The organism is Idiomarina zobellii, from assembly GCF_900100855.1.
Lineage (GTDB): Bacteria > Pseudomonadota > Gammaproteobacteria > Enterobacterales > Alteromonadaceae > Idiomarina > Idiomarina zobellii.
Window position 1 is genome coordinate 44,954 of record NZ_FNCB01000001.1, and the last position, 23,990, is coordinate 68,943.

Annotated in this window: 17 protein-coding genes; 8 read left to right on the forward strand and 9 right to left on the reverse strand. The window is 47.1% G+C overall.

Annotated elements, in window-relative coordinates; all coding sequences use genetic code 11:
- Positions 1 to 14: 14 nt before the first annotated feature.
- Complete coding sequence (gene katG / locus BLT32_RS00195; RefSeq protein WP_053952294.1) at positions 15 to 2,270, reverse strand: catalase/peroxidase HPI; 2,256 nt, start codon at positions 2,268 to 2,270, stop codon at positions 15 to 17.
- Between the two features lie 245 nt (positions 2,271 to 2,515).
- Between katG and BLT32_RS00200 the strand changes: the two genes are divergently transcribed.
- From BLT32_RS00200 to BLT32_RS00220, 5 genes are all read left to right on the forward strand, one after another.
- On the forward strand, positions 2,516 to 3,691 hold the full coding sequence (locus BLT32_RS00200) for a M14 family metallopeptidase (RefSeq protein ID WP_053952295.1): 1,176 nt from the start codon (positions 2,516 to 2,518) through the stop codon (positions 3,689 to 3,691).
- A gap of 101 nt (positions 3,692 to 3,792) precedes the next feature.
- Positions 3,793 to 4,401: an outer membrane protein gene (locus BLT32_RS00205; protein WP_053952296.1), complete on the forward strand. Its 609-nt coding sequence runs from the start codon at positions 3,793 to 3,795 to the stop codon at positions 4,399 to 4,401.
- 200 nt (positions 4,402 to 4,601) lie between these two features.
- A complete protein-coding gene (locus tag BLT32_RS00210) occupies positions 4,602 to 6,296 on the forward strand; it encodes a BCCT family transporter (RefSeq protein WP_053952297.1) in 1,695 nt (564 codons plus the stop codon).
- A gap of 52 nt (positions 6,297 to 6,348) precedes the next feature.
- Entirely contained in the window at positions 6,349 to 8,205 is a 1,857-nt protein-coding gene (locus tag BLT32_RS00215; RefSeq protein ID WP_053952298.1) for a DUF294 nucleotidyltransferase-like domain-containing protein, read from the forward strand.
- 2 nt (positions 8,206 to 8,207) lie between these two features.
- Positions 8,208 to 8,945, forward strand: coding sequence for a 3'-5' exonuclease (locus BLT32_RS00220; protein ID WP_053952299.1), 738 nt, complete (start codon positions 8,208 to 8,210; stop codon positions 8,943 to 8,945).
- Here the strand turns inward: BLT32_RS00220 and BLT32_RS00225 are convergent.
- On the reverse strand, positions 8,942 to 9,925 hold the full coding sequence (locus tag BLT32_RS00225) for a sensor domain-containing diguanylate cyclase (protein ID WP_053952300.1): 984 nt from the start codon (positions 9,923 to 9,925) through the stop codon (positions 8,942 to 8,944). The genes BLT32_RS00220 and BLT32_RS00225 overlap by 4 nt on opposite strands.
- A 17-nt stretch (positions 9,926 to 9,942) precedes the next feature.
- On the opposite strand from BLT32_RS00225, the gene BLT32_RS00230 reads away from it, so the two are divergent.
- Positions 9,943 to 10,551, forward strand: coding sequence for a hypothetical protein (locus tag BLT32_RS00230; protein ID WP_053952301.1), 609 nt, complete (start codon positions 9,943 to 9,945; stop codon positions 10,549 to 10,551).
- A gap of 49 nt (positions 10,552 to 10,600) precedes the next feature.
- Here BLT32_RS00230 and prpF read toward each other — a convergent pair whose 3' ends face one another.
- Genes prpF through BLT32_RS00255 form a run of 5 tightly spaced genes read right to left on the reverse strand, consistent with a single transcriptional unit; the run spans position 10,601 to position 17,111 of the window.
- Complete coding sequence (prpF, locus tag BLT32_RS00235) at positions 10,601 to 11,779, reverse strand: 2-methylaconitate cis-trans isomerase PrpF (protein WP_053952302.1); 1,179 nt, start codon at positions 11,777 to 11,779, stop codon at positions 10,601 to 10,603.
- A 12-nt stretch (positions 11,780 to 11,791) separates the two neighbouring features.
- On the reverse strand, positions 11,792 to 14,389 hold the full coding sequence (gene acnD, locus BLT32_RS00240; RefSeq protein ID WP_053952303.1) for a Fe/S-dependent 2-methylisocitrate dehydratase AcnD: 2,598 nt from the start codon (positions 14,387 to 14,389) through the stop codon (positions 11,792 to 11,794).
- Between the two features lies 1 nt (position 14,390).
- Positions 14,391 to 15,515, reverse strand: a complete 1,125-nt coding sequence (gene prpC / locus BLT32_RS00245) for a bifunctional 2-methylcitrate synthase/citrate synthase (RefSeq protein ID WP_053952304.1) — start codon at positions 15,513 to 15,515, stop codon at positions 14,391 to 14,393.
- Positions 15,516 to 15,537: 22 nt separating this feature from the next.
- Positions 15,538 to 16,416 carry a methylisocitrate lyase gene (gene prpB, locus BLT32_RS00250; RefSeq protein ID WP_053952305.1) on the reverse strand — a complete coding sequence of 293 codons (879 nt, stop codon included), beginning with the start codon at positions 16,414 to 16,416 and terminating at the stop codon, positions 15,538 to 15,540.
- A complete protein-coding gene (locus tag BLT32_RS00255; RefSeq protein ID WP_053952306.1) occupies positions 16,413 to 17,111 on the reverse strand; it encodes a GntR family transcriptional regulator in 699 nt (232 codons plus the stop codon). Before BLT32_RS00255 ends, prpB begins: the two co-directional genes overlap by 4 nt.
- 171 nt (positions 17,112 to 17,282) lie before the next feature.
- Between BLT32_RS00255 and BLT32_RS00260 the strand changes: the two genes are divergently transcribed.
- Both BLT32_RS00260 and BLT32_RS00265 read left to right on the forward strand, forming a co-directional pair.
- Positions 17,283 to 19,448 (forward strand): putative bifunctional diguanylate cyclase/phosphodiesterase, encoded by a 2,166-nt coding sequence (locus tag BLT32_RS00260; RefSeq protein WP_053952307.1) that lies wholly within the window; start codon positions 17,283 to 17,285, stop codon positions 19,446 to 19,448.
- A 133-nt stretch (positions 19,449 to 19,581) separates the two neighbouring features.
- A complete protein-coding gene (locus BLT32_RS00265; protein WP_053952308.1) occupies positions 19,582 to 21,135 on the forward strand; it encodes a peptide MFS transporter in 1,554 nt (517 codons plus the stop codon).
- A 62-nt stretch (positions 21,136 to 21,197) separates the two neighbouring features.
- On the opposite strand, the gene BLT32_RS00270 is transcribed toward BLT32_RS00265, so the two are convergent.
- Together BLT32_RS00270 and BLT32_RS00275 are read right to left on the reverse strand one after the other, a co-directional pair.
- Positions 21,198 to 21,668 carry a hotdog fold domain-containing protein gene (locus BLT32_RS00270; protein WP_053952309.1) on the reverse strand — a complete coding sequence of 157 codons (471 nt, stop codon included), beginning with the start codon at positions 21,666 to 21,668 and terminating at the stop codon, positions 21,198 to 21,200.
- A gap of 89 nt (positions 21,669 to 21,757) precedes the next feature.
- Positions 21,758 to 23,983, reverse strand: coding sequence for an NADP-dependent isocitrate dehydrogenase (locus BLT32_RS00275; protein ID WP_053952310.1), 2,226 nt, complete (start codon positions 23,981 to 23,983; stop codon positions 21,758 to 21,760).
- Between the last annotated feature and the right edge of the window lie 7 nt (positions 23,984 to 23,990).

Here is a 23,990-nt window from a genome sequence, read left to right on the forward strand (position 1 = left end):
CAATTTAACCTTACTTATTTCAGGTCAAAGCGGTCCAACTGCATCACTTTTGTCCATGCTAGAACAAAGTCGTTGACGAACTTCTCGTTAGCGTCGCTCATTGCGTACACTTCAGAGACTGCGCGCAGTTCAGAGTTTGAACCAAAGATAAGATCAACCGGGCTTGCTGTAAATTTCAGTTTGCCCGTTTCGCGATCATAACCTTCATACACCGCTTCGTTGTCTTCTGACTTCTTCCACTCGTTATCCATAGTTAGCAGATTAACAAAGAAGTCATTATTCAACGTACCTGGTTGGTCAGTTAATACGCCGTTCTCAGAGCCATCGTAGTTCGCACCAATGGTGCGTAAACCACCAATCAACACTGTCATTTCAGGGACCGTCAGAGTTAATTGGTCGGCTTTATCCACCATCATCTGAGCTGGTGACAAGCGGTTGCCTTCACCAAAGTAGTTGCGAAATGCATCAGCTTTTGGCTCTAAGAAAGAGAACGAGTTAACATCTGTCATTTTCTGAGTCGCATCAGTACGACCTGGCTCGAATGGCACGGTCACATCATAGCCCGCATCTGCTGCCGCTTTTTCAATGCCTGCTGCCCCACCAAGGACAATAACGTCAGCCAGTGACACATACTTGTCGCCTGACAGATCATCATTAAAGTCCTCATGTACTTCTTTCAGTGTCGCCAAAACATCTTTCAGCTCTGTCGGGTTGTTCGCTTCCCAGTTAATTTGCGGCTCTAACGCAATGCGTGCACCATTAGCACCACCACGCATGTCTGTGCCACGGAAGCTTGAAGCGGAAGCCCAGGCTGTGCGAACTAACTGTTGAACCGTCAAACCTGAATCCAGCAATGCTTCTTTCAACTCAGCAACGTCGTTTGAGTCGATAAGCTCAAAATCGACATCTGGAATTGGGTCTTGCCAAATCAGATCGTCGGTTGGTGCCATGTCACCTAAGTAACGTTGGTTTGGCCCCATGTCACGGTGAGTCAGCTTAAACCACGCTTTTGCAAAAGCTTTTTCAAATTCTTCCGGATTTTCATGGAAGCGTTTCGCAATTTTGCGATACTCAGGGTCAAACTTCAGTGACAAGTCAGTGGTAAACATAATTGGCGCATGACGTTTACCTTCTACGTGCGCATCTGGCACTAAGTTAGCGGCTTGGCCATCCACCGGAATCCACTGAATAGCCCCTGCCGGGCTCTTAGTTTGTTCCCACTCGAAGCCAAACAGGTTATCCAGGTACTGAGTGGTCCATGCGGTTGGGTTAACCGACCACGCACCTTCTAAGCCACTGGTAATAGTGTCTTCAGCATTACCTTTACCACACTTGTTTTTCCAACCAAGACCTTGCTGTTCAACAGGAGCAGCCGCAGGCTCTGCTTCTAAACACTCTTCCGGCTTGTGCGCACCGTGTGCTTTACCAAAGGTATGGCCACCGGCAATAAGTGCCACGGTTTCTTCGTCATTCATAGCCATACGGCCGAAGGTATCGCGAATGTCTTTTGCTGCTAATAACGGATCAGGTTTACCGTTAGGACCTTCCGGGTTTACGTAAATGAGCCCCATCTGTACTGCTGCTAATGGGTTTTCCAGCTTGCGATCGCCTTTGTAGCGTTTGTCGCCGCCAAGCCATTCAGTCTCTGGTCCCCAGTAAACAATGTCCGGCTCCCAGGCATCTTCCCGACCACCAGCATAGCCATAGGTTTCAAAACCCATCGACTCTAACGCGACGTTTCCTGTTAACACCATTAAGTCAGCCCACGATAAGCTGCGAGCGTATTTTTGTTTCACTGGCCATAATAAACGGCGCGCTTTGTCTAAGCTGACATTGTCCGGCCAGCTGTTTAGAGGTTCAAACCGCTGTTGAGCGCCAGCTGCACCACCACGACCATCTTGCACGCGATAAGTACCAGCACCGTGCCAAGCCATACGAATAAAGAAAGGACCGTAATGTCCATAATCAGCTGGCCACCAGTCCTGGTCAGACGTCATTAATTCTTCAATGTCTTTTTTAACCTGCTCAAGGTCAAGTTTGCTAAAGGCTTCAGCATAGTCGAAGTTATCACCGTAGGGGTCTGATTCAGGACTATGCTGGCGCAATGGCTCAAGATTCAACTTGTTAGGCCACCAGAATTCATTGGATTTAGGCTCTGGCTTGTTCACATCGTAAGACATATTGTCCTGTGCACTAGCAACACCAGAAGCCACTGACAACGATACCGCAATTGATACCGCAGAAAGTATAGGAAGTGTTTTCTTAAACATGGTTTATTACCTTTTTGTTAAACACCAGTTTGGGCGCAAATAATAATAGACCAAACCAGCAATTTCGGTAGGCTCAAATAGATTCGAAAAATAGATTGGGGTAATCGGGAGGTTCTTATTTACTCGGGTTGCCTTATCAATTGTTAAGAAAAAATAAATATGGAGGTAAAAGTATCAGGCTGCGTATATATCTATAGATATGGGTGACTAAGAAGTGAGGAACCGCGTATCTACTTGAGGACTAAATGCTCTCTTTAGCCAGCGTTGCGTTATTTAGCCAGTTAACGCTTCAGCAGCCTCAGGAGGACAAACCTAGGAATCCTGATGGCTGCTCATTCTCGCAAGTCGAATTTACTACTGACTTTGCTGCAGGACGCTTGCATCATTGCGAACAGGATAAGGACGGTGAATTTAAGCTTTATTTGAAACCGGAAAAAGAAGATATCAACCCCAGTCCCTGGTACGCTTTTGCTGTTGAAAACATGGCCGATGAGAGCAAGACCTTTACTATTACTTTGTTTGCCAACAAAGGCATTTCAAGGTACAAACCGAAACGCAGCAGTATAGGCGAAGACATGTGGCACCCTATCCCTTTCTCAGAAGGAGACGGATGGCTAAAGTTTGAAGTCACTCTGCCAGCAAAAGAAAAAGAAATTATTGCCGGACAGGAAATTATCGATAACGTCCATTATATAGAATGGCTAAGTAGTTTAATTAAAGAGCCTGAACGCTCAAAGGTTATCTCTCTGGGGGTATCAAGCGAAGGAAGAAACCTGGCAGCATTAGAGCATACGGTTACTTCAAGTAATAAATGGCTGATACTGATTGGCCGTCAACATCCACCAGAAGTGACTGGCGCAATTGCTCTTCTCCATTTTGGTGAGTTGCTATTTAGTGATGAAAAATACGTTTCTGACTTTCGTAAGCAATACAACATTTTACTCGTCCCTAATATGAATCCCGATGGAGTTTATCACGGCAATTGGCGCTTAACCGCTGCTGGTGTTGATATGAACAGGGACTGGAAGAACCAAACTCTGCCTGAAACCCAAGCCCTGGCTAAATACCTAACAAAGTTAACTAACGACGGCGGTCGAATTGAGTTTGCCATTGACTTTCACTCTACTCATCGCAATGTTTTTTATACGATACCTAAAGACTACGAACCCAGCTCTGGTGTGCCCTTAAGAAACCCTCAGCGAGTCTATAACTGGATTGAAGAAATCGCTGAAATGGTCGACTCTGTAGAGCTTGAATATCAGCCGGGTGCACACCCTGACAGCGGTGTTTTTAAGCAGTTCATCACTGATAAGTTCGCGGCTCATGCAGTCACTTACGAAGTCAGCGACAGCGAAGATCGTGACAATATTAAACGCGTTGCTGAAGCAGCCTTAATTTCCTTAATTAACCGCTTAAATTAAAGGTTTCGTAAAAGCCATTGAAGCTTTTATCGAGCGGCTCTAACTTTATTCATAACAACGGAAACACGTTGTATTTAGCAACCAACCACTAAGGAAGTATCATGAAAAAGACAATCATTGCACTCGCTTTAATTGGGACTTCAACAGGCGCTTTAGCTGATTCTCCTAACTGGGATAAAATTCAGGCAACTTATATCGAAACCGATATAGAAACACCGCTTGATGAAGACATTTCTATGGATGGTTACGCCGTATCGGGCTCTCTTTCGCTTAGTGACTCCGTTTTTGTTCTGGCAAACTTTGACTCAGTGGGTGACGAGTCAGACTTTGGTGATGTTGACTTGGACTCTCTGAATGCCGGTCTAGGCTTTAACCATGGCATTACCGACTCTACTGATATCTTCGCGACTGTAACGTATGAGAAAATAGAGCTTGTTGGTTCTATTGATGCTATTGGCTCAGAGTCATTTGACGAATCTGGCTATGGTGCAGGGCTAGGTATACGCTCTATGATAACCGACTTTTTCGAACTCTCTGTCAAAGCTGACTATCTGGATATTGACGATGAAAACGCCATTCGCTATGACGCTTCAGCGTTTTTTCATTTAACCAACAACTTGTCACTTGGTGTTGGTTACAAACTGTATGATCTAGATGAAATTGATCAGGATATCGATACTATAGGTGCGAGCGTTCGTTATAGCTTCTAACCCCCTATAAGCTGGCGGATAAAGGATTATCCGTTAGCTTCCCCCAGCCTTCCTCTACTCTAATTTGAAAAACAATTCTAATTTTCTACCGATCTAACTTTAAGATATCTCCGTAGCTTCCTATACTCTACACGTGAATTTAAAATTAGCTTTAAATTCAAATGCGTATCAGCGCCTATTTTTAATAAAGGGGAAGCTAAATGACCAAAAAAGAAGAAGAGGTACTGCGCGGCGACAAGGATTTAGAACGCGAGCGCCAAGCAGATGATCCCATGATTCCCAATGGTGAAGTTAACCCCATCAATACAGACTATCAGGTAGGACAAGACAACGTTGTCATGAAAATAGGTCCATTTGGACTCGATTTTCATAACCGCGTTTTTGCTATTTCGGGCTTAGCCATTGTGGCTTTCGTATTCATTACGTTAGCTTTTCAAAATCAGGCTGGCCCAATATTTACGAATACCAAAGATTGGTTAACGGCTAACTTAGATTGGTTCTTTATTAGCGCCGCTAACATCTTTGTTATTTTGTGTCTGGTATTGGTGGTTTCACCGCTAGGCAAAGTTCGGATAGGGGGCACAGAAGCCAAACCTGACTTTTCCTATCTCGGCTGGTTTTCAATGCTGTTCGCAGCCGGCATGGGTATTGGTTTAATGTTCTATGGCGTTTCAGAGCCCATAACTCACTTCAGTACAGCCTTAGGAGGCACTGAAACCGGATCTGACGGGCTTCGTACCGATTGGGCTCCACTTGGTGGCGCAGAGGGTGACGAGGCGAAAGCGGTTGCTTTAGGTATGGCTGCAACAATATTCCACTGGGCACTGCACCCGTGGGCTATTTACGCGGTTCTGGCTTTAGGTCTTGCTATTTTTTCTTTCAACAAAGGTTTACCTTTAACCATTCGCTCTATTTTCTACCCTATTCTGGGTGAGCGAGTTTGGGGCTGGCCAGGCCACATCATCGATATTGTTGCTATTTTGGCAACTCTGTTCGGCTTAGCTACATCGTTAGGTTTAGGCGCGTCGCAGGCAGCCTCAGGCTTTAACTTCCTGTTTGGCTGGGACGAAGGTAATACAACACAGGTATTGTTGGTCATAGGTATCACTGCCGTTGCTTTAGTGTCAGTACTCGCCGGTCTTGAGTCAGGTGTACAACGCTTATCTCAAATCAACATGACATTGGCAGCACTATTAATGCTGTTCGTTATCATTGTTGGGCCTACTGTCGCAATTCTGACAGGCTTCGTTGACAACCTTTACAATTACATTGTGAACTTACCTGCTCTGTCTAATCCAGTTGGACGAGAAGACTTAAACTATTCACAAGGCTGGACGTCATTTTACTGGGCTTGGTGGATAGCGTGGTCACCGTTTGTCGGTATGTTCATTGCCCGCGTTTCGCGTGGTCGTACAGTACGTGAGTTCTTGGTTTCAGTATTGCTGATTCCTTCACTCGCCTGCGTATTCTGGATGAGCGTTTTCGGCACAGCCGCTATTGAGCAGTTCCTGGCTGGCGCAGAAGAAGTTGCTAACGTCGACCTGTCATTGCAGCTATTTGTGATGTTAGAAGGTTTACCTTGGACAGGCATTACCTCATTCATCGGTATTATACTAGTTATGGTGTTCTTCATTACATCGTCTGACTCTGGTTCGTTGGTTATTGATACCATCAGTGCAGGCGGTAAAGTCGAAGCACCTGTACCACAACGTGTATTCTGGTGTACCTTTGAGGGGCTCGTTGCAATTGCCTTGATACTTGGCGGCGGCTTAGTGGCTCTGCAAGCCATGGCAGTATCAGCAGGCCTACCGTTTACTATTGTGCTTTTAGCAGCATCCGTGGCTTTAGTCCAAGGCTTGCGCTCTGAGCCAAGAGTTGGTAAAACCACAAAATAACCGACCACGAGCGACACCTCTGGGTGTCGCTCATCTTTTTTAAGGTGCTTATATGGAAGCTGAGCACGTCGAAATTCTGAACTTCTTACGCAAGTACTCTCCTTTTAACGAGTTACCTGAAGAAGAACTTCAAATAGCGGCAAAAAACACCTCTGTCGCTTACTTCAAAGCAGACACTCAAATTCTTGAGTTCAACCAGCATATTGACGCACTCCATGTTGTCAGAAGCGGATCGGTTGAAACTTACCACAAAGACGGATCACTGTTTAATCGATTAGATGAAGGTGGTTTTTTCGGCGAGGCGGGTCTACTGCGGAAAGGTCGAGTGCGCTTTCCTGTGAAAACCATTGAAGATACACTGCTGTATTACATTCCCGGCGACTTATTTAATCGCTTTTATGACGAGTACGATGCTTTTGCCGACGCTGTTGAAGTTGAAGAGCAGCGCCGTGTCAGTCATGCGGTAAAAGAACATGAGAGTCGTAACCGAACATTATCAGCCCGTGTTGAAACGTTAATTACTCGTGAGCCTATTGCGATAAATAAAACCGCGTCAATACGCGAAGCTGCTTGTCTAATGACGGACGAGAAAGTGTCATCATTACTCATTTATGACGACGAAAAGCGTGATATTCCGGCCGGCATAATCACTGACAAAGATTTACGCAAACGCGTACTGGCAGTCGACAAAGACGCCTCCGACCCAGTCGCCGATATTATGTCTGAGAACCTGGTGTTCGTGCAGCACAACAATCGAGTGTTTGAAGCATTTCTAACTATGCTGCGCACCAACTTGCACCATTTGCCAGTACTGCGCCAATCCAAAGTTACTGGCGTTATTGCTTTATCTGATGTAGCTCGACATGAATCCCAAAGCAGTTTGTACATCGTTTCCAGTATTTTTAAACAAACCAGTATTGAAGAGCTTTCACAGTTAGTCCCTGACGTACATAAAAGCTTTGTGCGTATGGTTGAAGAAGACGCTAATTCACGCATTATTGGCTCCGCTATGGCGACTATTGGTCGTAGCTTTAAACAGCGACTACTGGAGTTAGCCGAGGAGAAATACGGACCACCACCAGTGCCCTACTGTTTCTTAGCACTGGGTTCTATGGCTAGAGACGAGCAAACCGTGGTGACCGACCAGGACAACGCAATGGTGCTCGATGACAGCTTTGACCCTAAACTACATGATGAATATTTCTTAAATATCGCGCAATTTGTTTCCGATGGTCTAAACGCCTGTGGTTATACCTATTGCACCGGCGATATTATGGCGACAAACCGTAACTGGCGTCAGCCTTTATCAAAATGGAAGCAGTATTTCACGGACTGGATAGAAAACCCCTCACCTGAAAAACTGCTGCATTCGTCAATTTTTTTTGACTTAGACGGTGTTAGTGGTGAAATGCGTTTTGCCAAAGAGCTCAACCAGCTCATTCGTAAAAAAGCGCCTAAGCACAAGCGCTTTCTGGGCTCTATGGCACGTAACGCGTTAAACCGTACGCCACCACTCGGTTTTTTCAAAGATTTTGTCATGGAAAAAGACGGCAAACACCGGGACAGCATTAATACAAAGCGCCGTGGAACCGGTCCTGTCGCTGACTTAATTCGTGTACATGCTTTGGCGATTAGTGCTCAACGTCAAAACTCATTTGCCCGCCTCGAGGAAATTATTGACGCTAATATATTGCCAAAAGGTCGTGGTCCCGACTTACGCGATGCGCTGGAATTGATTTCTATGGTGCGCATTCGTCACCAGGCTCTGGCATTAGAAGCCGGTGAATCACCGGATAACAACGTGGCACCGGAGGACTTGTCTGATTTTGAGCGTAAAAATTTAAAAGACGCTTTCCAAATTCTCAGTAACGCGCAGAAATACCTGCGTTACAAATATTCTGGAGGCTAATTGTGCTGTATTTGCCGCCAGACGCCGAGAATAAACAAGAGAAAAGCGCAGTAAACTGGCCGGAGCGTTTTCAGGAGCTTGCAAAAACAGCGAAGCATCCTGCGCTTAAACGCTATTATGAAGTTGGCATAGCTAGCGCAGACACTTCTATTGACAACGTACCAATGGTTGCTGTCGACTTTGAAACTACTGGTATGAATCCAGACAAACACGGAATTATCAGCATCGCTGTGGTACCTATGACACTCAGTCGAATAGACATGAGCAAAGCACAACAGTGGGTAGTAAAGCCCCGGCGTTTGCTCACTGAAGAGTCAGTTACTATTCATGGCATAACGCACAGCGAGATAGAGCAAGCACCAGATTTGGCTGAAATCATTGATCCATTGTTAAACGCTGTTGCAGGCAAAGTTTGGGTCGTCCATTACAATGGTATTGAGCGCCCTTTTTTACAAGGTGCTTTTGAAGAGCGTTTGAACGAAACCATCCACTTCCCAGTCATAGATACCATGGAAATTGAGGCACGCTTTCATCGCCAAAAACGCAGTTTGTGGGATAAGTTAACCGGCAAAAAGCCTGTTTCTATCCGTTTGGCTGACAGCCGGGAGCGTTACAATCTGCCTTTTTACGCCCCCCACGACGCCATGACCGACGCTCTTGCCTGCGGCGAGCTTCTTCAAGCACAGGTTGCCCACCACTTTGCTGCTGAGACCGCCATTGGCGATATTTGGTTGCCTTAGGACATTTTTATCTGAGAGCGCCCGGCAGATTTTGCTCGATATAGAGCATCATCTGCTTGGCGCATGATATTCCTTAACGGAGTGCTAACTGGTTGTGATGACACTCCAATGCTCGTCGTGCATTGCAGTGTGTCTTTAAAATACAGGGCTTTCACGTTACTAACCGCTTTATAGACTAGGTTTGCAAAGTCTTCTTTTTCGCGTTTCTGGGTTTCATGGAAAGCGATAGCAAACTCTTCACCGCCCATACGCCCCACCACAGTGCCATCACCGGAAAATGAAAGAAGCTTTTGCCCGATTGCCGCTAGTAACGTATCACCAGCTTCATGCCCATAGCTATCATTAATGTCTTTAAAGTAGTCCAGGTCGAGAATCATTAACCCCAAACTAGATGAATTAGGGAGACTTTTTCGTAACTTGTCCGCATACATAAAAAATGCACGGCGATTATACAGTTGAGTTAAGCTATCCACTTCTGCGAGTACTTTTAACTCTCTTTGTGCTTCTCGCAGCTCTTCTTCCACCGTTTTTCGTTCAGTAATATCTGCTGCCACTTCTAGCCTCACTTGGCGTCCGTCATGCCAACGGATCAAGCGGTCACGACATTGGTACCAGCAATTATTACGTGTATTTTTAAACTCCCAAAGATACGTATCACCACTTTTCGGGAGTAAAGGGTTAGTACAAAAATCACAAGGCTTTTTTTGACCTTTCTGTAAAACCTCAAAGCAACGCTTGCCTTTAACATCATCGAACTGGTTTACGCCGCCAATATTCTTTAGCGCATACTTGTTCATAAAAAGCAGTTCGTGAGTTTCAACGTCAGATACGTACACAACGGCGTCGAGACTATCCAGAATATGTTGGAGATCGGAAATTTCGGTTACTGCACTTGGTATCATAAGTTTACGTAAAAATACTGGCATGTGCCTTTGATTCATGTCAGGTTTTACTTTCTCATATAATTCAAAATTAAACATTATCCAATGGTCTAAAAATGAAAAATATCGTTTTTCTTACGTCAATTGCCGTCGCAAGCTTTGCACCATTTACCAGCTCTGCTCAGGTAATTAAGCCTGCACCGCAGGTGACTACCCAGGCTCAAGCTGAATTTTTTGAGGCAATTAACCAGCACTGTGGCAACTCATACGCTGGCGAAGTAACAGTTGATACCCCTTCAAGTGAGGGCTTTGAAGGCCCGTTGATTATGCATGTGCGCAAGTGCGGCGATGCGAAAATTGAAATTCCTTTTCATGTTGGCGATGACCATTCGCGCACCTGGATTTTAACGCAAACAGGGTCTGGCATTAGCCTTAAACATGATCACCGCAAACCCGACGGCAACTATGACCCGCTAACTATGTATGGTGGTCATACGGTCGACAAAGGCTACCCGACTGCACAGTCGTTCCCGGCTGACGCCTACTCAAAAGAATTATTTATTGAATTGGGTGTGCCGCAGTCGAATACCAATATTTGGCAAATGTATATTCACGACGACACCTTTACCTACCGCTTAATTCGCGAAGGCAGAGAATTTCGGGTGGATTTTGATTTAACAGAAACCGTTGATACTCCCCCTACTCCATGGGGCTATGCGGACTAGGTTTGAAAAACACTAATAAGAAGTCGCGCCTAAGCGCGACTTCTTGAATTTACAGCACGTCACCCGGAATACGCACGTTACCTTCCATTAAAACGCGCGCGCTGCGGCTCATAATAGCTTTTATAGCGGTCCACTGGCCGTTGACTTGCTTACATTCGGCGCCAACCTGTAAGGTGCCTGAAGGGTGGCCGAAATTAACCATGGTGCGATCGTTCCCGCCAGCCGCCAGGTTAACAGTAGTACCCGGAATGGCTGCGGCAGTTCCGATAGCCACTGCGGCTGTGCCCATCATGGCGTGATGCAGTTTGCCCATCGACATAGCACGCACCAACAGATTCACGTCACTGGCGGCAATTTTCTTACCACTGGAGGCGATATAGTCTTTCGGCGGCGCGACAAACGCCACTTTCGGCGTATGCTGGCGATTAGCTGCATCTGAAACGTCGTCTATCAAGCCCATTTTTACTGCACCGTGCGCACGAATGGTTTCGAAACGCTCCAAAGCTGCCGGGTCGCCGTTAATAGCTTCCTGCAGTTCGGTGCCATCATAGCCAATTTCTTCTGCATTCAGGAAAATGGTCGGAATACCGGCGTTAATCAGTGTTGCTTTTAGGGTGCCGATACCCGAAACGTCTAAATCATCGATCAGATTACCGGTCGGAAACATCGACTCACCATCAGCTGATGGGTCCATAAACTCTACGGGCACTTCCGCTGCCGGGAAGGTAACACCATCCAGCTCAAAATCACCGGTTTCCTGCACTTCACCGTTGACCATAGGCACTTTATTGACGATAGTTTTGCCAATATTGGCCTGCCAAATACGGACTTCGCAAACCCCGTTTTCGGGGATGCGTTCAGGCGCTACCAAACCATTCGCAATGGCAAAAGGGCCTACCGCTGACGATAAGTTACCGCAGTTACCACTCCAGTCGACAAATGGCTTGTCTATGGACACCTGACCAAACAGGTAATCCACGTCATGATCCGGCTGTTCGCTTTTAGAAACGATAACCGTTTTACTGGTGCTGGACGTCGCGCCGCCCATACCATCGGTATGCTTGGCGTAAGGATCCGGGCTGCCAATGACACGCAACAAAATGGCATCTCGCACCGCCCCCGGTTGCTGTGCTGCTTCAGGCAAGTCCTGCAAACGGAAAAATACGCCCTTTGAGGTCCCGCCACGCATATAGGTGGCGGGAATTTTGATTTGTGGCTTAAACGCCATAGCTCAAACTCCTTAGCTTGCTTCCGCTTCTAAAAAGTCCTGTGCAAAGCGCTGTAATACACCACCAGCCTCGTAAATAGAGACTTCCTCTTTGGTATCCAGCCGACAAATAACCGGTACTTGCTGTGACGACCCGTCCTTACGGTGGATAGTCAGCTGCAATACAGCCCCCGGTGCCGGCGTACCTTTAACGTCAAAGGTCTCGGTACCATCGATGTTTAAGGTTTTGCGCGTAGTGCCCTCTTCAAACTGCAGTGGCAATACGCCCATACCAATTAAGTTGGTACGGTGAATACGTTCAAAACCTTCGGCAACAATAACTTCAACACCCGCTAAGCGAACACCTTTCGCTGCCCAATCGCGCGATGAGCCCTGACCGTAATCAGCGCCGGCCACGATAATCAGCGGCTGCTTATTGTTCATGTAGTGCTCAATAGCTTCCCACATGCGCACGACTTTGCCTTCCGGCTCAATCCGCGCCAGCGATCCCTGAATCACGTCACCATTGTCGTCACGTACCATTTCGTTAAACAACTTCGGGTTAGCGAAGGTGGCACGCTGTGCGGTTAAATGATCGCCGCGGTGGGTAGCATAAGAGTTAAAGTCTTCTTCCGGCACGCCCATTTTAGTCAGGTATTCACCTGCAGCACTGTCAGCCATAATGGCGTTGGACGGTGACAAATGATCGGTAGTGATGTTATCACCCAGTACCGCCAACGGACGCAGACCGGTTAACGTATTCTCTGCGGCTAACTCACCTTCCCAATAAGGGGGACGACGAATATAAGTGCTCATTTCGCGCCAATCATACAGCGGATTGTTTTTCTCGCCGTAGTCGACACTCAGATTGAACATGGGGTCATAGACCTTGCGGAACTGCTCAGGCTTAACGCTCTCTTTGACGATACGGTCAATTTCTTCATCGCTCGGCCAGATATCTTTAAGCGTTACCGGGTTACCATCGTGGTCATACCCCAGCACGTCTTTTTCGATATCAAAGCGGATAGTGCCGGCAATCGCATACGCCACAACCAACGGCGGCGATGCCAAAAACGCCTGCTTAGCATACGGATGAATACGTCCGTCAAAGTTTCGGTTACCCGACAATACCGCGGTTGAGAACAGATCACGGTCGATGATCTCTTGCTGAATTTTCGGATCCAGCGCGCCACTCATACCATTACACGTGGTACAGGCAAACGCCACCACACCGAAACCTAAATCTTCCAGTTCCGGCAATAAGTCAGCTTCTTCCAGGTACATTTTGACGGTTTTAGAGCCCGGTGCCAGAGACGATTTAACCCAAGGCTTACGCGTTAAGCCTAGTTTATTAGCGTTACGCGCAATCAAACCTGCTGCAATCATGTTGCGTGGGTTACTGGTATTGGTACAACTGGTAATCGCCGCAATAATCACCGCACCGTCAGGCATTTTGCCCTCTTCCGGCTGTTCAATATGCTTGGCTACGCCACGCTCACTGAGTTCAGCTGCCGGCAATAAAGCATGCGGATTAGACGGCCCTGCCAGGTTACGCTCGACTTTTGACAAGTCAAAACGCAAGACTCGACCGTATTCGGCAGTTTTCAGGCTATCGCCCCACAAGCCGGTTTCTTTAGCAAACTTCTCGACCAACTCCACTTGATCGTCATCACGACCGGTTAGTTTCAAATAGTCGATAGTTTGGTTATCGATGTAGAACATTGCTGCGGTGGCACCGTATTCCGGTGTCATGTTAGATATAGTGGCACGGTCGCCAACAGTCAATGCCTCTGCACCTTCACCGAAGAACTCAAGGTAGGCGCCAACCACTCGTTCGCGACGCAAAAACTCAGTCAACGACAACACTAAATCGGTGCCGGTAATGCCCGGACGCAATTTGCCCGTGAGTTCAACACCTACGATATCAGGCAGGCGCATATAAGAGGCGCGCCCCAGCATCACACTTTCGGCCTCCAGACCACCTACACCTACAGAAATAACGCCTAACGCATCAACCATCGGCGTGTGGCTGTCCGTGCCGACACAGGTATCAACAAAAGCGATGTTGTCACGAACCTGCACCACCGGCGACATTTTCTCCAGGTTAATCTGGTGCATAATGCCGTTGCCCGGTGGTATCACATCGACGTTTTTAAACGCCGTTTTAGTCCAGTTAATAAAGTGGAAACGGTCGTCGTTACGGCGATCTTCAATGGCGCGGTTTTTCTCAAACGCGTCTTTTTCGAAGCCGGCGTGCTCAACCGCCAGTGAATGATCAACAATCAGTTGCGTAGGCACGACCGGATTCACTTTAGCCGGGTCACCGCCTTTTTCGGCGATAGCATCACGCAAGCCAGCTAAATCAACCAACGCCGTTTGCCCGAGAATGTCGTGGCAAACGACGCGAGCCGGGAACCACGGAAAATCGTGCTCTTTTTTGCCGTAAATCAATTGCTCTAACGACTGCGTTAAAATATCCGGCGGACAACGGCGTACCAGGTTTTCTGCCAGTACCCGTGAGGTGTACGGCAGTTTGTCGTAAGCGCCCGGTTCTATATCTTCAACGGCTGCTCGAGTATCAAAATACTCGAGCGTCGTGCCGTCTAGTTTTTTACGATATTCATTGTTCATATTAACGGTCACCAATAGCTGGAACTGGACGCGCCTCTGGACCGGTGTAGTCCGCAGACGGACGAATAATACGGTTGTTAGCACGCTGTTCTTTAACGTGCGCGGTCCAGCCGGTTACCCGCGACATAACAAAAATTGGCGTAAACAATTTGGTTGGAATGCCCATGTAGTTGTAGGCAGACGCATGGAAGAAGTCCGCATTCGGGAACAACTTCTTCTCGCGCCACATGACTTCTTCACAGCGTACAGAAACATCGTACAAACGGCTATCGCCGACTTCTTCAGATAGTTTCTTAGACCATGCTTTGATGATGTCGTTACGCGGGTCAAACTCTTTGTAAATCGCATGACCGAAGCCCATGATTTTTTCTTTACGCTCTAACATGCCCATCAGCGTTTGCTCGGCATCCTCCGCGTCTTTCATGTCTTCGATAAGTTCCATTGCTGCTTCGTTAGCACCACCGTGTAGTGGACCACGTAACGAACCAATCGCGCCGGTAACACATGAATGAATGTCAGATAGTGTCGAAGCACAAACACGCGCAGTAAAGGTCGACGCATTAAATTCGTGCTCTGCGTACAAGATTAGCGAAGTATTCATCACGTCAGCGTGCAGCTGTGAAGGCGTTTTGTCGTGCAATAAACGCAGGAAGTGCGCGCCGATTGACTCTTCTTCTGAGTCCGTATCGATACGAACGCCGTCGTGAGTAAAGCGATACCAATAAAGCACGATACCCGGGAACGTTGCTAAGAATCGCTCAATGTGGTCATCGGCTTCGTCGAAGCTCTCTTCTGTTTCCAGGTTACCCAGCATTGAACAACCGGTGCGCATCACATCCATCGGGTGCGCTGATTTTGGAATACGCTCTAGTACGTCTTTGACTTCCTGTGGCAATACGCGCAGTGACTTTAAGCGTTTGCGGTAGTCGTCAAGTTGCGACTGAGTCGGCAATTCGCCTTTTGCCAGCAGGTACGCCACTTCTTCAAAGCTGACTTTTTCGGCAAGCTCTTTAATGTCATAGCCGCGGTAGGTTAAGCCTGAGCCGCTTTTACCAACTGTACATAGTGCCGTTTCGCCGGCTGATTGTCCGCGCAAACCTGCGCCACTTAGTTTCTTCTCTGCCATGATTTTTCCCTTCTTAATTTGTTTATTTTTTAAATAATTGGTCGAGTTTTTCTTCGAAGTCGTGATAGTTCAGGAATTCATACAATTCCGCTCGCGTTTGCATATCATCGACAACCTCTTTCTGGTCGCCGTTCGCTAAAATACTATTGTAGACATTCAGTGCCGCTTTGTTCATAGCTCGGAAAGCACTTAATGGATAAAGCACAATTTCTACGCCCACATCGGCCAGTTCTTGCTTGTTAAACAGCGGCGTCGCACCAAACTCGGTAATATTGGCCAGTACCGGCACATCTAGTGCATCAGTAAAGGCTTTGTAGTGTTCCAGCGTGTGCACCGCTTCGGCAAAAATTGCATCTGCACCTGCATCTACACAAGCTTGTGCGCGCTCAATAGCAGACTCGATACCTTCCTGCTGGAACGCGTCAGTGCGCGCCATAATGTAGAACTGATCATCAATACGCGCATCAACAGCCGCTTTGACACGGTCAACCATTTCGCCCTGGCTAACTATTTCTTTGTTTGGACGGTGGCCACAGCGTTTCTGCGCAACCTGATCCTCAATATGAAAACCTGCGGCGCCGGCACGGCTCATTTCTTTTACCGTACGAGCAATGTTGAATGCGCCACCCCAACCGGTATCGGCGTCCACCAACAGTGGCAAGTCGCTGGCACCGGTAATACGACGAATGTCTTCACATACGTCGTTCAACGAAGTCATTCCCAAGTCAGGCAAGCCAAAAGACGCGTTAGCCACGCCAGCACCTGACAAGTACAACGCTTTATGACCGACTTTTTCAGCCATCATGGCTGTGTAAGCATTAATGGTACCGACAATTTGCAGTGGGCTCTCGTCGGCTACGGCTTGGCGCAGTTTCGCACCTGGGCTTTGTAATTGACTCATGATACTTCCTTATGTGCTTGTAGTTTTGTTTCAATGTTTTTGCGTGATGCACTGATATGGCGGCGCATCAACAAATCGGCAAGTTCGCCATCGCGGTTCGCAATGGCGGTAATAATCGCTTTGTGTTCATCAAAAGCACGCGACACACGCGGACCATTCATACCAAGCTGAACACGGTACATGCGAACTAAAAAGTAAAGCTCGTCGCAGAGCATATTAATTAAGTACTGATTTTTACTGGCAAGAATAATGCGGTAATGAAAATCGACATCCCCCGCCTCTTGATAATAACTTTCGCCTTCACGCACCCGCTGATTTTCCAAATGTTGCTCTAACAGTTTAGACAAGGCATCAATTTCGTCATCGGCCATTTGTTCCGCTGCAAGACGACAAGCTAACCCCTCCAGCTCTTCACGTATTTGATACAACGCAATTAAGCCTTCATAGGTTAATGTGACAACGCGAGCTCCTGCATTCGGGGTACGCTCAACCAAGTGACAACGCTCTAGTCGCGCTAATGCTTCACGCAATGGTGCCCGGCTAACATTAAACTGTTTAGCAAGACCCGCTTCACTAATTTTACTGCCGGCGGCAATATCGCCTTCAACAATCGCTTTTTGCACCGCAACAAGAACACGATCGGCTGACGTGACGGGTGATCTGAATGAGTACGACTGATCGTAAAAAGTCTGCATATATTATTTAAATAAGTAGAAAATACTTGGTTGTCGACAATCTACACAGGGTAGTCTAAATAACCACGTTTTTCAATTCCAAAACAATCGCATTGTCGACAATTTAAGCACTCCTGCACTTGGGGAAATTTGGCTTAGCAATGCCGTTTAATGATCTGATAAGATGCTTTTATGAATGACGTTTTAATGACTTTTTTTGATCTGGGGCAGTACTCACAAGCTCCGCTACCCGGCAATTACAATTATTGGCTTGTTGCCCTGTCCTACCTTGTTGCTTTTATAGCGTCATTTACCGCGTTAAAGATATTTGAGCGTGCTCATCGTCATCGTTCAGTCAGCCAACAGCGAACCTGGACGCTTATTACCGCAATTGTTGCCGGTATTGGCGTCTGGAGCATGCACTTTATAGGCATGATAGCGTTCCAGTTGCCTGTGGTGGTTTCACACAGTATTGGATTGACTCTGGCCTCGATAGCCCCGGCTATTATCGGCAATTACTTTGCCTATTCTTTGCACCTGTCCGCAGACAAACTGGCTAGTTTCAAAAGAGTACGCAACCAGGTTTCAAGCAAAACAAACATTCTTTCGGGCACTATTTTAGGTGCCGGTATTGGACTAATGCACTACCTGGGCATGGAAGCTATGCAGTTAAATGCAGAGCTACTTTACTCGCCCTATTGGTTTGCGACTTCCATAGTTATTGCGGTGGCTCTAGGTATTCTTGCCATGAGTACTTATAGCCGCTCGAACACCATTCGCGGCGCCAAAAGCGAACTTCGAAAAATACAGTTTGTCACTGCGCTGATTATCGCTGCCGCTATTAGTGGTATGCACTATGTTGCGATGCTGGCCGCTCGCTTTTACGCAAATGAAACCACCATTAGCTTAACAACCGGTGCTCAACACCAACATTTATGGCTGATTTACGCTATTGTCATTGCCGTCGCACTTATCGCGCTTATCTCCTGGGTTTCATCAGTCATTGATAGACGCTTTCAACATAATTACCGAGCCATACGTCAGTCAGACAAGCGCATTCGGGAGCTAGCTTTCAACGATGCACTAACAGGTTTGCCGAATCGCCGCTCTCTTTTGGACTACTTATCTCAACAGCAGCAGGAAATACCTGAAGACGAACACCTTGTTCTATTTTTGCTCGACATCGACAAGTTCAAAGTTCTGAATAACACGCTTGGACCGACCCTGGGCGATTTACTGTTGCAATCAGTCACTCACAGACTCGAGCGCGTCAATTTAAACGTGCATATGGTTGCACGCCCCAGCTCTAACGAGTTTGCCGTGGTTGCCCGGGTGCGCAAGAGCAATAATCCGGTACAGGCGCAGTCGCACGCGCTGAGCATGGCTAAAACACTGCAACAAGAGCTGCAAGCGCCCTATTCATTAAAAGATTACCGTCATCAGTGCTCAATGAGTCTTGGTGCAACAGTTATCAGCGACTTAACCAAATCGTCAGAAGACATACTGGTTCAGGCGGCATTAGCCTTAGCCGAAGCAAAACGCAATGGCATGGGCGAAATTCGCTTATATCACCCTGAAATGGCCGATGCCATTGAAAAGCGAGTGAAGCTTGAGTCAGATTTACGCCATGCGATAGAAACGCGCACCGGCTTAGAGCTTTATGTGCAGCCCCAGCTTAATGAAAACCGAACTGTTATTGGCGCAGAGGCCCTTATTCGTTGGCATCATAGCGAGCGGGGAATGGTCTCTCCTGCGGAATTTATTCCGCTGGCCGAGGAAACCGGTCTTATTATTGGTCTGGGTGACTTAATTAATGAGCAAGCCTGCCAAATTATTCGTCAGTGGCAACAGCTGGGTTTAAACGACTGGGTTCTTTCTATTAATGTCAGCGCACCGCAGTTTCAGCAACTGGACTTTGTCGACAAGCTAAACAGCCTGTTGAAGCATTACGAAGTGCCTGCCGGCCAACTTAAACTAGAGTTGACTGAGAGCGTGTTAATGCAAAACCTGGATGAAGTCATTCACAAAATTAACGAGTTGAAGCAACTAGGCATTCAGTTCGCGCTCGATGACTTTGGCACGGGTTACTCATCTCTTTCCTACTTGATGAAGCTGCCGTTTGATGTTCTGAAAATTGATGTGTCGTTCGTGCGAGATATGTTTCAGTCTAAGCAAAAAGAAGCCATTGTGCAGACGATTGTGCAACTGGCACATAACCTGGGGCTTAAAGTGGTTGCCGAAGGTGTCGAAACAGAAAAGCACTTTGACTACTTGTCTTCATTAGGCTGTGACTACTTCCAGGGCTATTTATTCAGCAAACCTGTTGCCGAGCCCGAGTTTAGACAGCAAAACCAGTGAATTCGTCGTTTTCGGTTCCATTCTGTGGCTACCGCTAGTAAAGTATTGCCACCTTTTTCGACTCCGACTTTAGTCGAATAAGCTAAAAATAGACATAACTATTTGATGTTAAATAACAAAATGGATAACAAGAATGGATCCTAAAAATATAGTCGATAAAGACTCAAGCTTTTTCGGACAGCCAGGGGGCTTACAAACCCTGTTCTTTACCGAAATGTGGGAGCGCATGAGTTACTATGGCATGCGCGCGCTACTCGTTTTATTCATGACCGCCAGTCTGCAAGAAGGTGGACTCGCAATAACCGTTGCCTCTGCAACCGCTATCTACGGCCTATACACCGGTGCGGTCTATTTCATGGGCTTACCAGGCGGTTGGATTGCCGACCGTTTGTTAGGTGGTCAACGCGCCACCTGGTACGGCGGCATCATCATTATGCTTGGCCACATTGTATTGGCCATTCCTAGTGAAGCAGGCTTCTTTGTTGGTATGATTTTGGTGGTACTGGGTACCGGCCTGTTAAAGCCAAACATCACTGCTATGGTCGGTCAGCTGTACAGCTCTGACGATGATCGTCGTGATGGTGGCTATACCCTGTATTACATGGGTATCAACATTGGTTCAATCATCGGTTACTTTGTTACCGGTTACCTAATGGAAAACGCGGGTTACCATTGGGGTTTCGGTGCAGCAGCTGTTGGTATGGCATTCGGCCTTATTCAGTACAAACTGACTCAGCGTAAGTTGAACGGCGTTGGCGAAAAACCACCAAAACCAATGAGTCCTAAAGGTACGAAACGCAGTTGGGGAATCATTTGGCTGTTACTAGCAGGCCTAGCTGTTTATACCTACTTAGCACTGAACGACTACGTCACGATTGACCCAACCGTAGTTGCCGGAAACGTTGCGATTATTTTCACCGTTATATTTTTCGTATACTACCTGTCCGTTTTTATCTTCGGGAAGTTGACTCGAGATGAAATGAAGCGCCTTGGTGCGCTATTCCTGGTGTGTATTGCGTCAACGATGTTTTGGGCAGGCTTCGAACAGGCAGGTTCTTCATTTAACCTGTTTGCCCGTGACTTAACAGATCGCATGGTTGGTAGCTTCGAAATTCCAACCACTTGGTTCCAGTCACTGAACTCGATATTCCTGGTCATTATGTCGCCATTTTTTGCGGCGCTTTGGATCAACCTGAGCAAGCGTATGATCAACCCGTCGTACGGCTTTAAGAGTGCTATTGGCCTTATCATTATGGCGACAGGCTTCATTGTCATGTTCTTCGCCTCACAAGCCGCTGCAAGTGGACTTAAAGTGGCGCCATACTGGCTGGTTGCGGTTTACTTCATTCATACCGTTGGTGAGCTTTGCTTAAGCCCGGTTGCCCTAAGTGCAGTAAGTAAGTTGTCACCGAAGCGTATGGCGGGCCAGATGATGGGTATCTTCGTACTCACCTACTCCATCGGTAACGTTGTTGCTGGCTTGTTGGCTGGTGGCCTTGACCCGGAGAACCCACAAGCAATGCCTGAGCTTTACTGGACCATCTTTGTGTTCGGTGTAAGCGTTGGTGCGGCGGTCTTCGTATTGGCTCTGTTTACCCGTAAATGGGAAAAACTGGCGCCGGACGATGGCGAAGACGAACACCCAGGTGCAGTTATTGATGCTAACGAGCCGGTTGGCAAACCTTAATAAAGGTTAAGAAATTAGCATTTAAAAAGGGACCTTTGGGTCCCTTTTTTAGTATGTCCGATTTACTTTTTAGGCTTTTCGGAAACGTAGATAATAATCTCACCAGCAGCAACCACGGTACCATCATCCCGTTTCGCTTCCACGGTTATTGGTTGCTCACCCACTTGCCAAGTCTGATCTGATGCCTTCGCCTCAATAGTCACGTCACTGTTTGTTTTTGCCAGATACTGAACATTCATACCTTTGGGGATCCAACGCAAATGCTTTGGAATAGAAGCTTCAGCTAATGCTCCCATCGCCATTTCCATACCATTGCACACCGCAATAGCGTGCACCGTACCAATGTGGTTCTGAACAGCTTTGCACTTTTTGAACGTAAGCTGACAAAAGTTAGGCTCTAATTCAGTAATAAGCGGCTTAATAGTTGCAAAATAAGGCGCTTTTCGAGCAAACATTGCAGAGAAAATCTTGCGCCCAAACGGCAGTTTCAAACAACGCTCGTACAAGTTAATTAAATAGTTGCCATTGGCCACTCGCTATACTCCTGAAATTTAGTCGATAACTTATAAGCAATAAAAAAGCAGGCCGAAGCCTGCTTTTTTATTGAGCTTAGCTCGCTTAATTATAAGCTTGCTAAGGTTTCATTCAATACAGAGCAAGGGCGCATTGCTGCAGACACTTTCTCTGAGTTTGGCTGGTAGTAACCACCAATATCCACTTTCTTGCCCTGAACGCCGTTCAGCTCGTCAATAATCGCTTGCTCATTGCCAGACAGCTTTTCAGACAACTTACTGAAGCGCTCGTTAAGCTCAGCATCGTCGTTTTGATTCGCCAACGCTTCTGCCCAGTACATAGCCAGGTAGAAGTGAGAACCACGGTTATCAATCTCACCGGCTTTACGCGACGGCGACTTGTTCTCATCCAGGAACTTGGCCGTTGCTACGTCAAGGCTGTCAGCAAGCACTTGTGCACGTTTATTATCAAAAGTGCGGCTTAGGTGCTCAAGAGACGCTGCCAGAGCCAGGAATTCACCTAAAGAGTCCCAACGTAAATGGTTTTCTTCAACAAACTGCTGAACGTGCTTAGGTGCAGAACCGCCAGCGCCTGTTTCAAATAGACCGCCGCCGTTCATCAGAGGCACAATAGACAGCATTTTCGCTGATGTACCCAGTTCCAGAATTGGGAATAAGTCGGTCAGGTAGTCACGCAGAACGTTACCAGTAACCGAAATAGTGTCCTTACCTTCTTTAACACGCTGCAATGTGTGGCGAGTCGCTTCTACCGGCGCCATAATTTGGATATCAAGACCGTCGGTGTCGTGCTCTTTTAAATACTCTTCGACTTTCTTAATTAACTGAGCGTCGTGTGCACGGTTGCTGTCCAGCCAGAATACCGCAGGCATACCGCTTAAGCGTGAACGGTTAACCGCCAGTTTCACCCAGTCACGGATAGGTGCGTCTTTCACCTGACACATACGCCAGATATCGCCTTCCTCAACCTTGTGTTCAAACACAACGTCGCCCGCTTTGTTTAAGACTTTGACAACACCGTCTGCCGGAATTTCGAAGGTTTTATCGTGCGAACCGTACTCTTCTGCTTTTTGTGCCATTAGGCCCACGTTAGGCACGGTACCCATAGTGGATGGGTCGAACGCGCCGTTTTCTTTACAGAAGTCAATGGTTTCCTGGTAAAGGCCCGCATAACAGCGATCTGGAATCATCGCTTTTGCATCTTGGCGGCTGTCATTTTTGTCCCACATTTTGCCCGAATCACGAATCATTGCAGGCATTGATGCGTCAATGATGACATCACTCGGTACGTGCAGGTTAGTAATACCTTTGTGCGAATTAACCATCGCCAACTCTGGTTGCTTCGAGTAAACCGCTTCCAGGTCAGACTCAATTTCAGCGCGCTTATCAGCGTCCAGCTTCTCAAGCTTGTTGTACAAGTCGCCAATACCGTTGCTGGCATCAAACTCAATGTCTTTCATGACGTCGGCATGTTTCTCTAGAACGTCTTTAAAGAAAACACGTACGGCATGACCAAACATAATTGGATCTGACACTTTCATCATGGTTGCTTTTAAGTGCAACGACAGTAAAACGCCTTCTTCTTTTGCCGCAGCGGTTTCTTTTTCAAAGAACGCCTGCAACTGCTTTTTGCTCATTGTTGCAGCGTCAACCACTTCACCGGCCAGTACTGGTACAGATTCTTTCAGTACTTTTTGCTCACCGTTCGCTTCTAAGACAATTTTGAAGCTGTCATCAGCAGCAGATGTCATTGATTTTTCGCTGCTGTAGAAGTCGCCGTCGCTCATGTGAGCTACGTGAGACTTAGAATCTTTAGACCACTCGCCCATGCGATGTGGGTTCTTTTTTGCATAATTTTTAACAGCACTTGGTGCGCGACGGTCTGAGTTACCTTCACGCAAGACCGGGTTTACCGCACTGCCTTTAACTTTGTCGTAGCGCGCGCGAACGTCTTTTTCTTCGTCTGTTTGCGGATCAAACGGGAAGTCAGGCAGTTTGTAGCCTTGTTCCTGAAGCTCTTTAATACATGCCGTCATTTGTGGAATAGACGCACTAATGTTTGGCAGTTTAATGATGTTTGCTTCAGCAGTTTTCGCCATTTCGCCCAGCTCAGCTAAAGCGTCTGACTGACGTTGCTCTTCGGTCAGGTACTCCGGAAACTGCGAAATAATACGACCAGCCAAAGAAATATCGCGGGTCTCCACTGAAACACCAGCCGCCTTTGTGAATGCTTCAATAATTGGCAACAACGAGTATGTCGCCAAGCGTGGCGCCTCGTCCGTTTCAGTGTAAATAATCTTTGCTTTATCAGTCGACATAGTCATT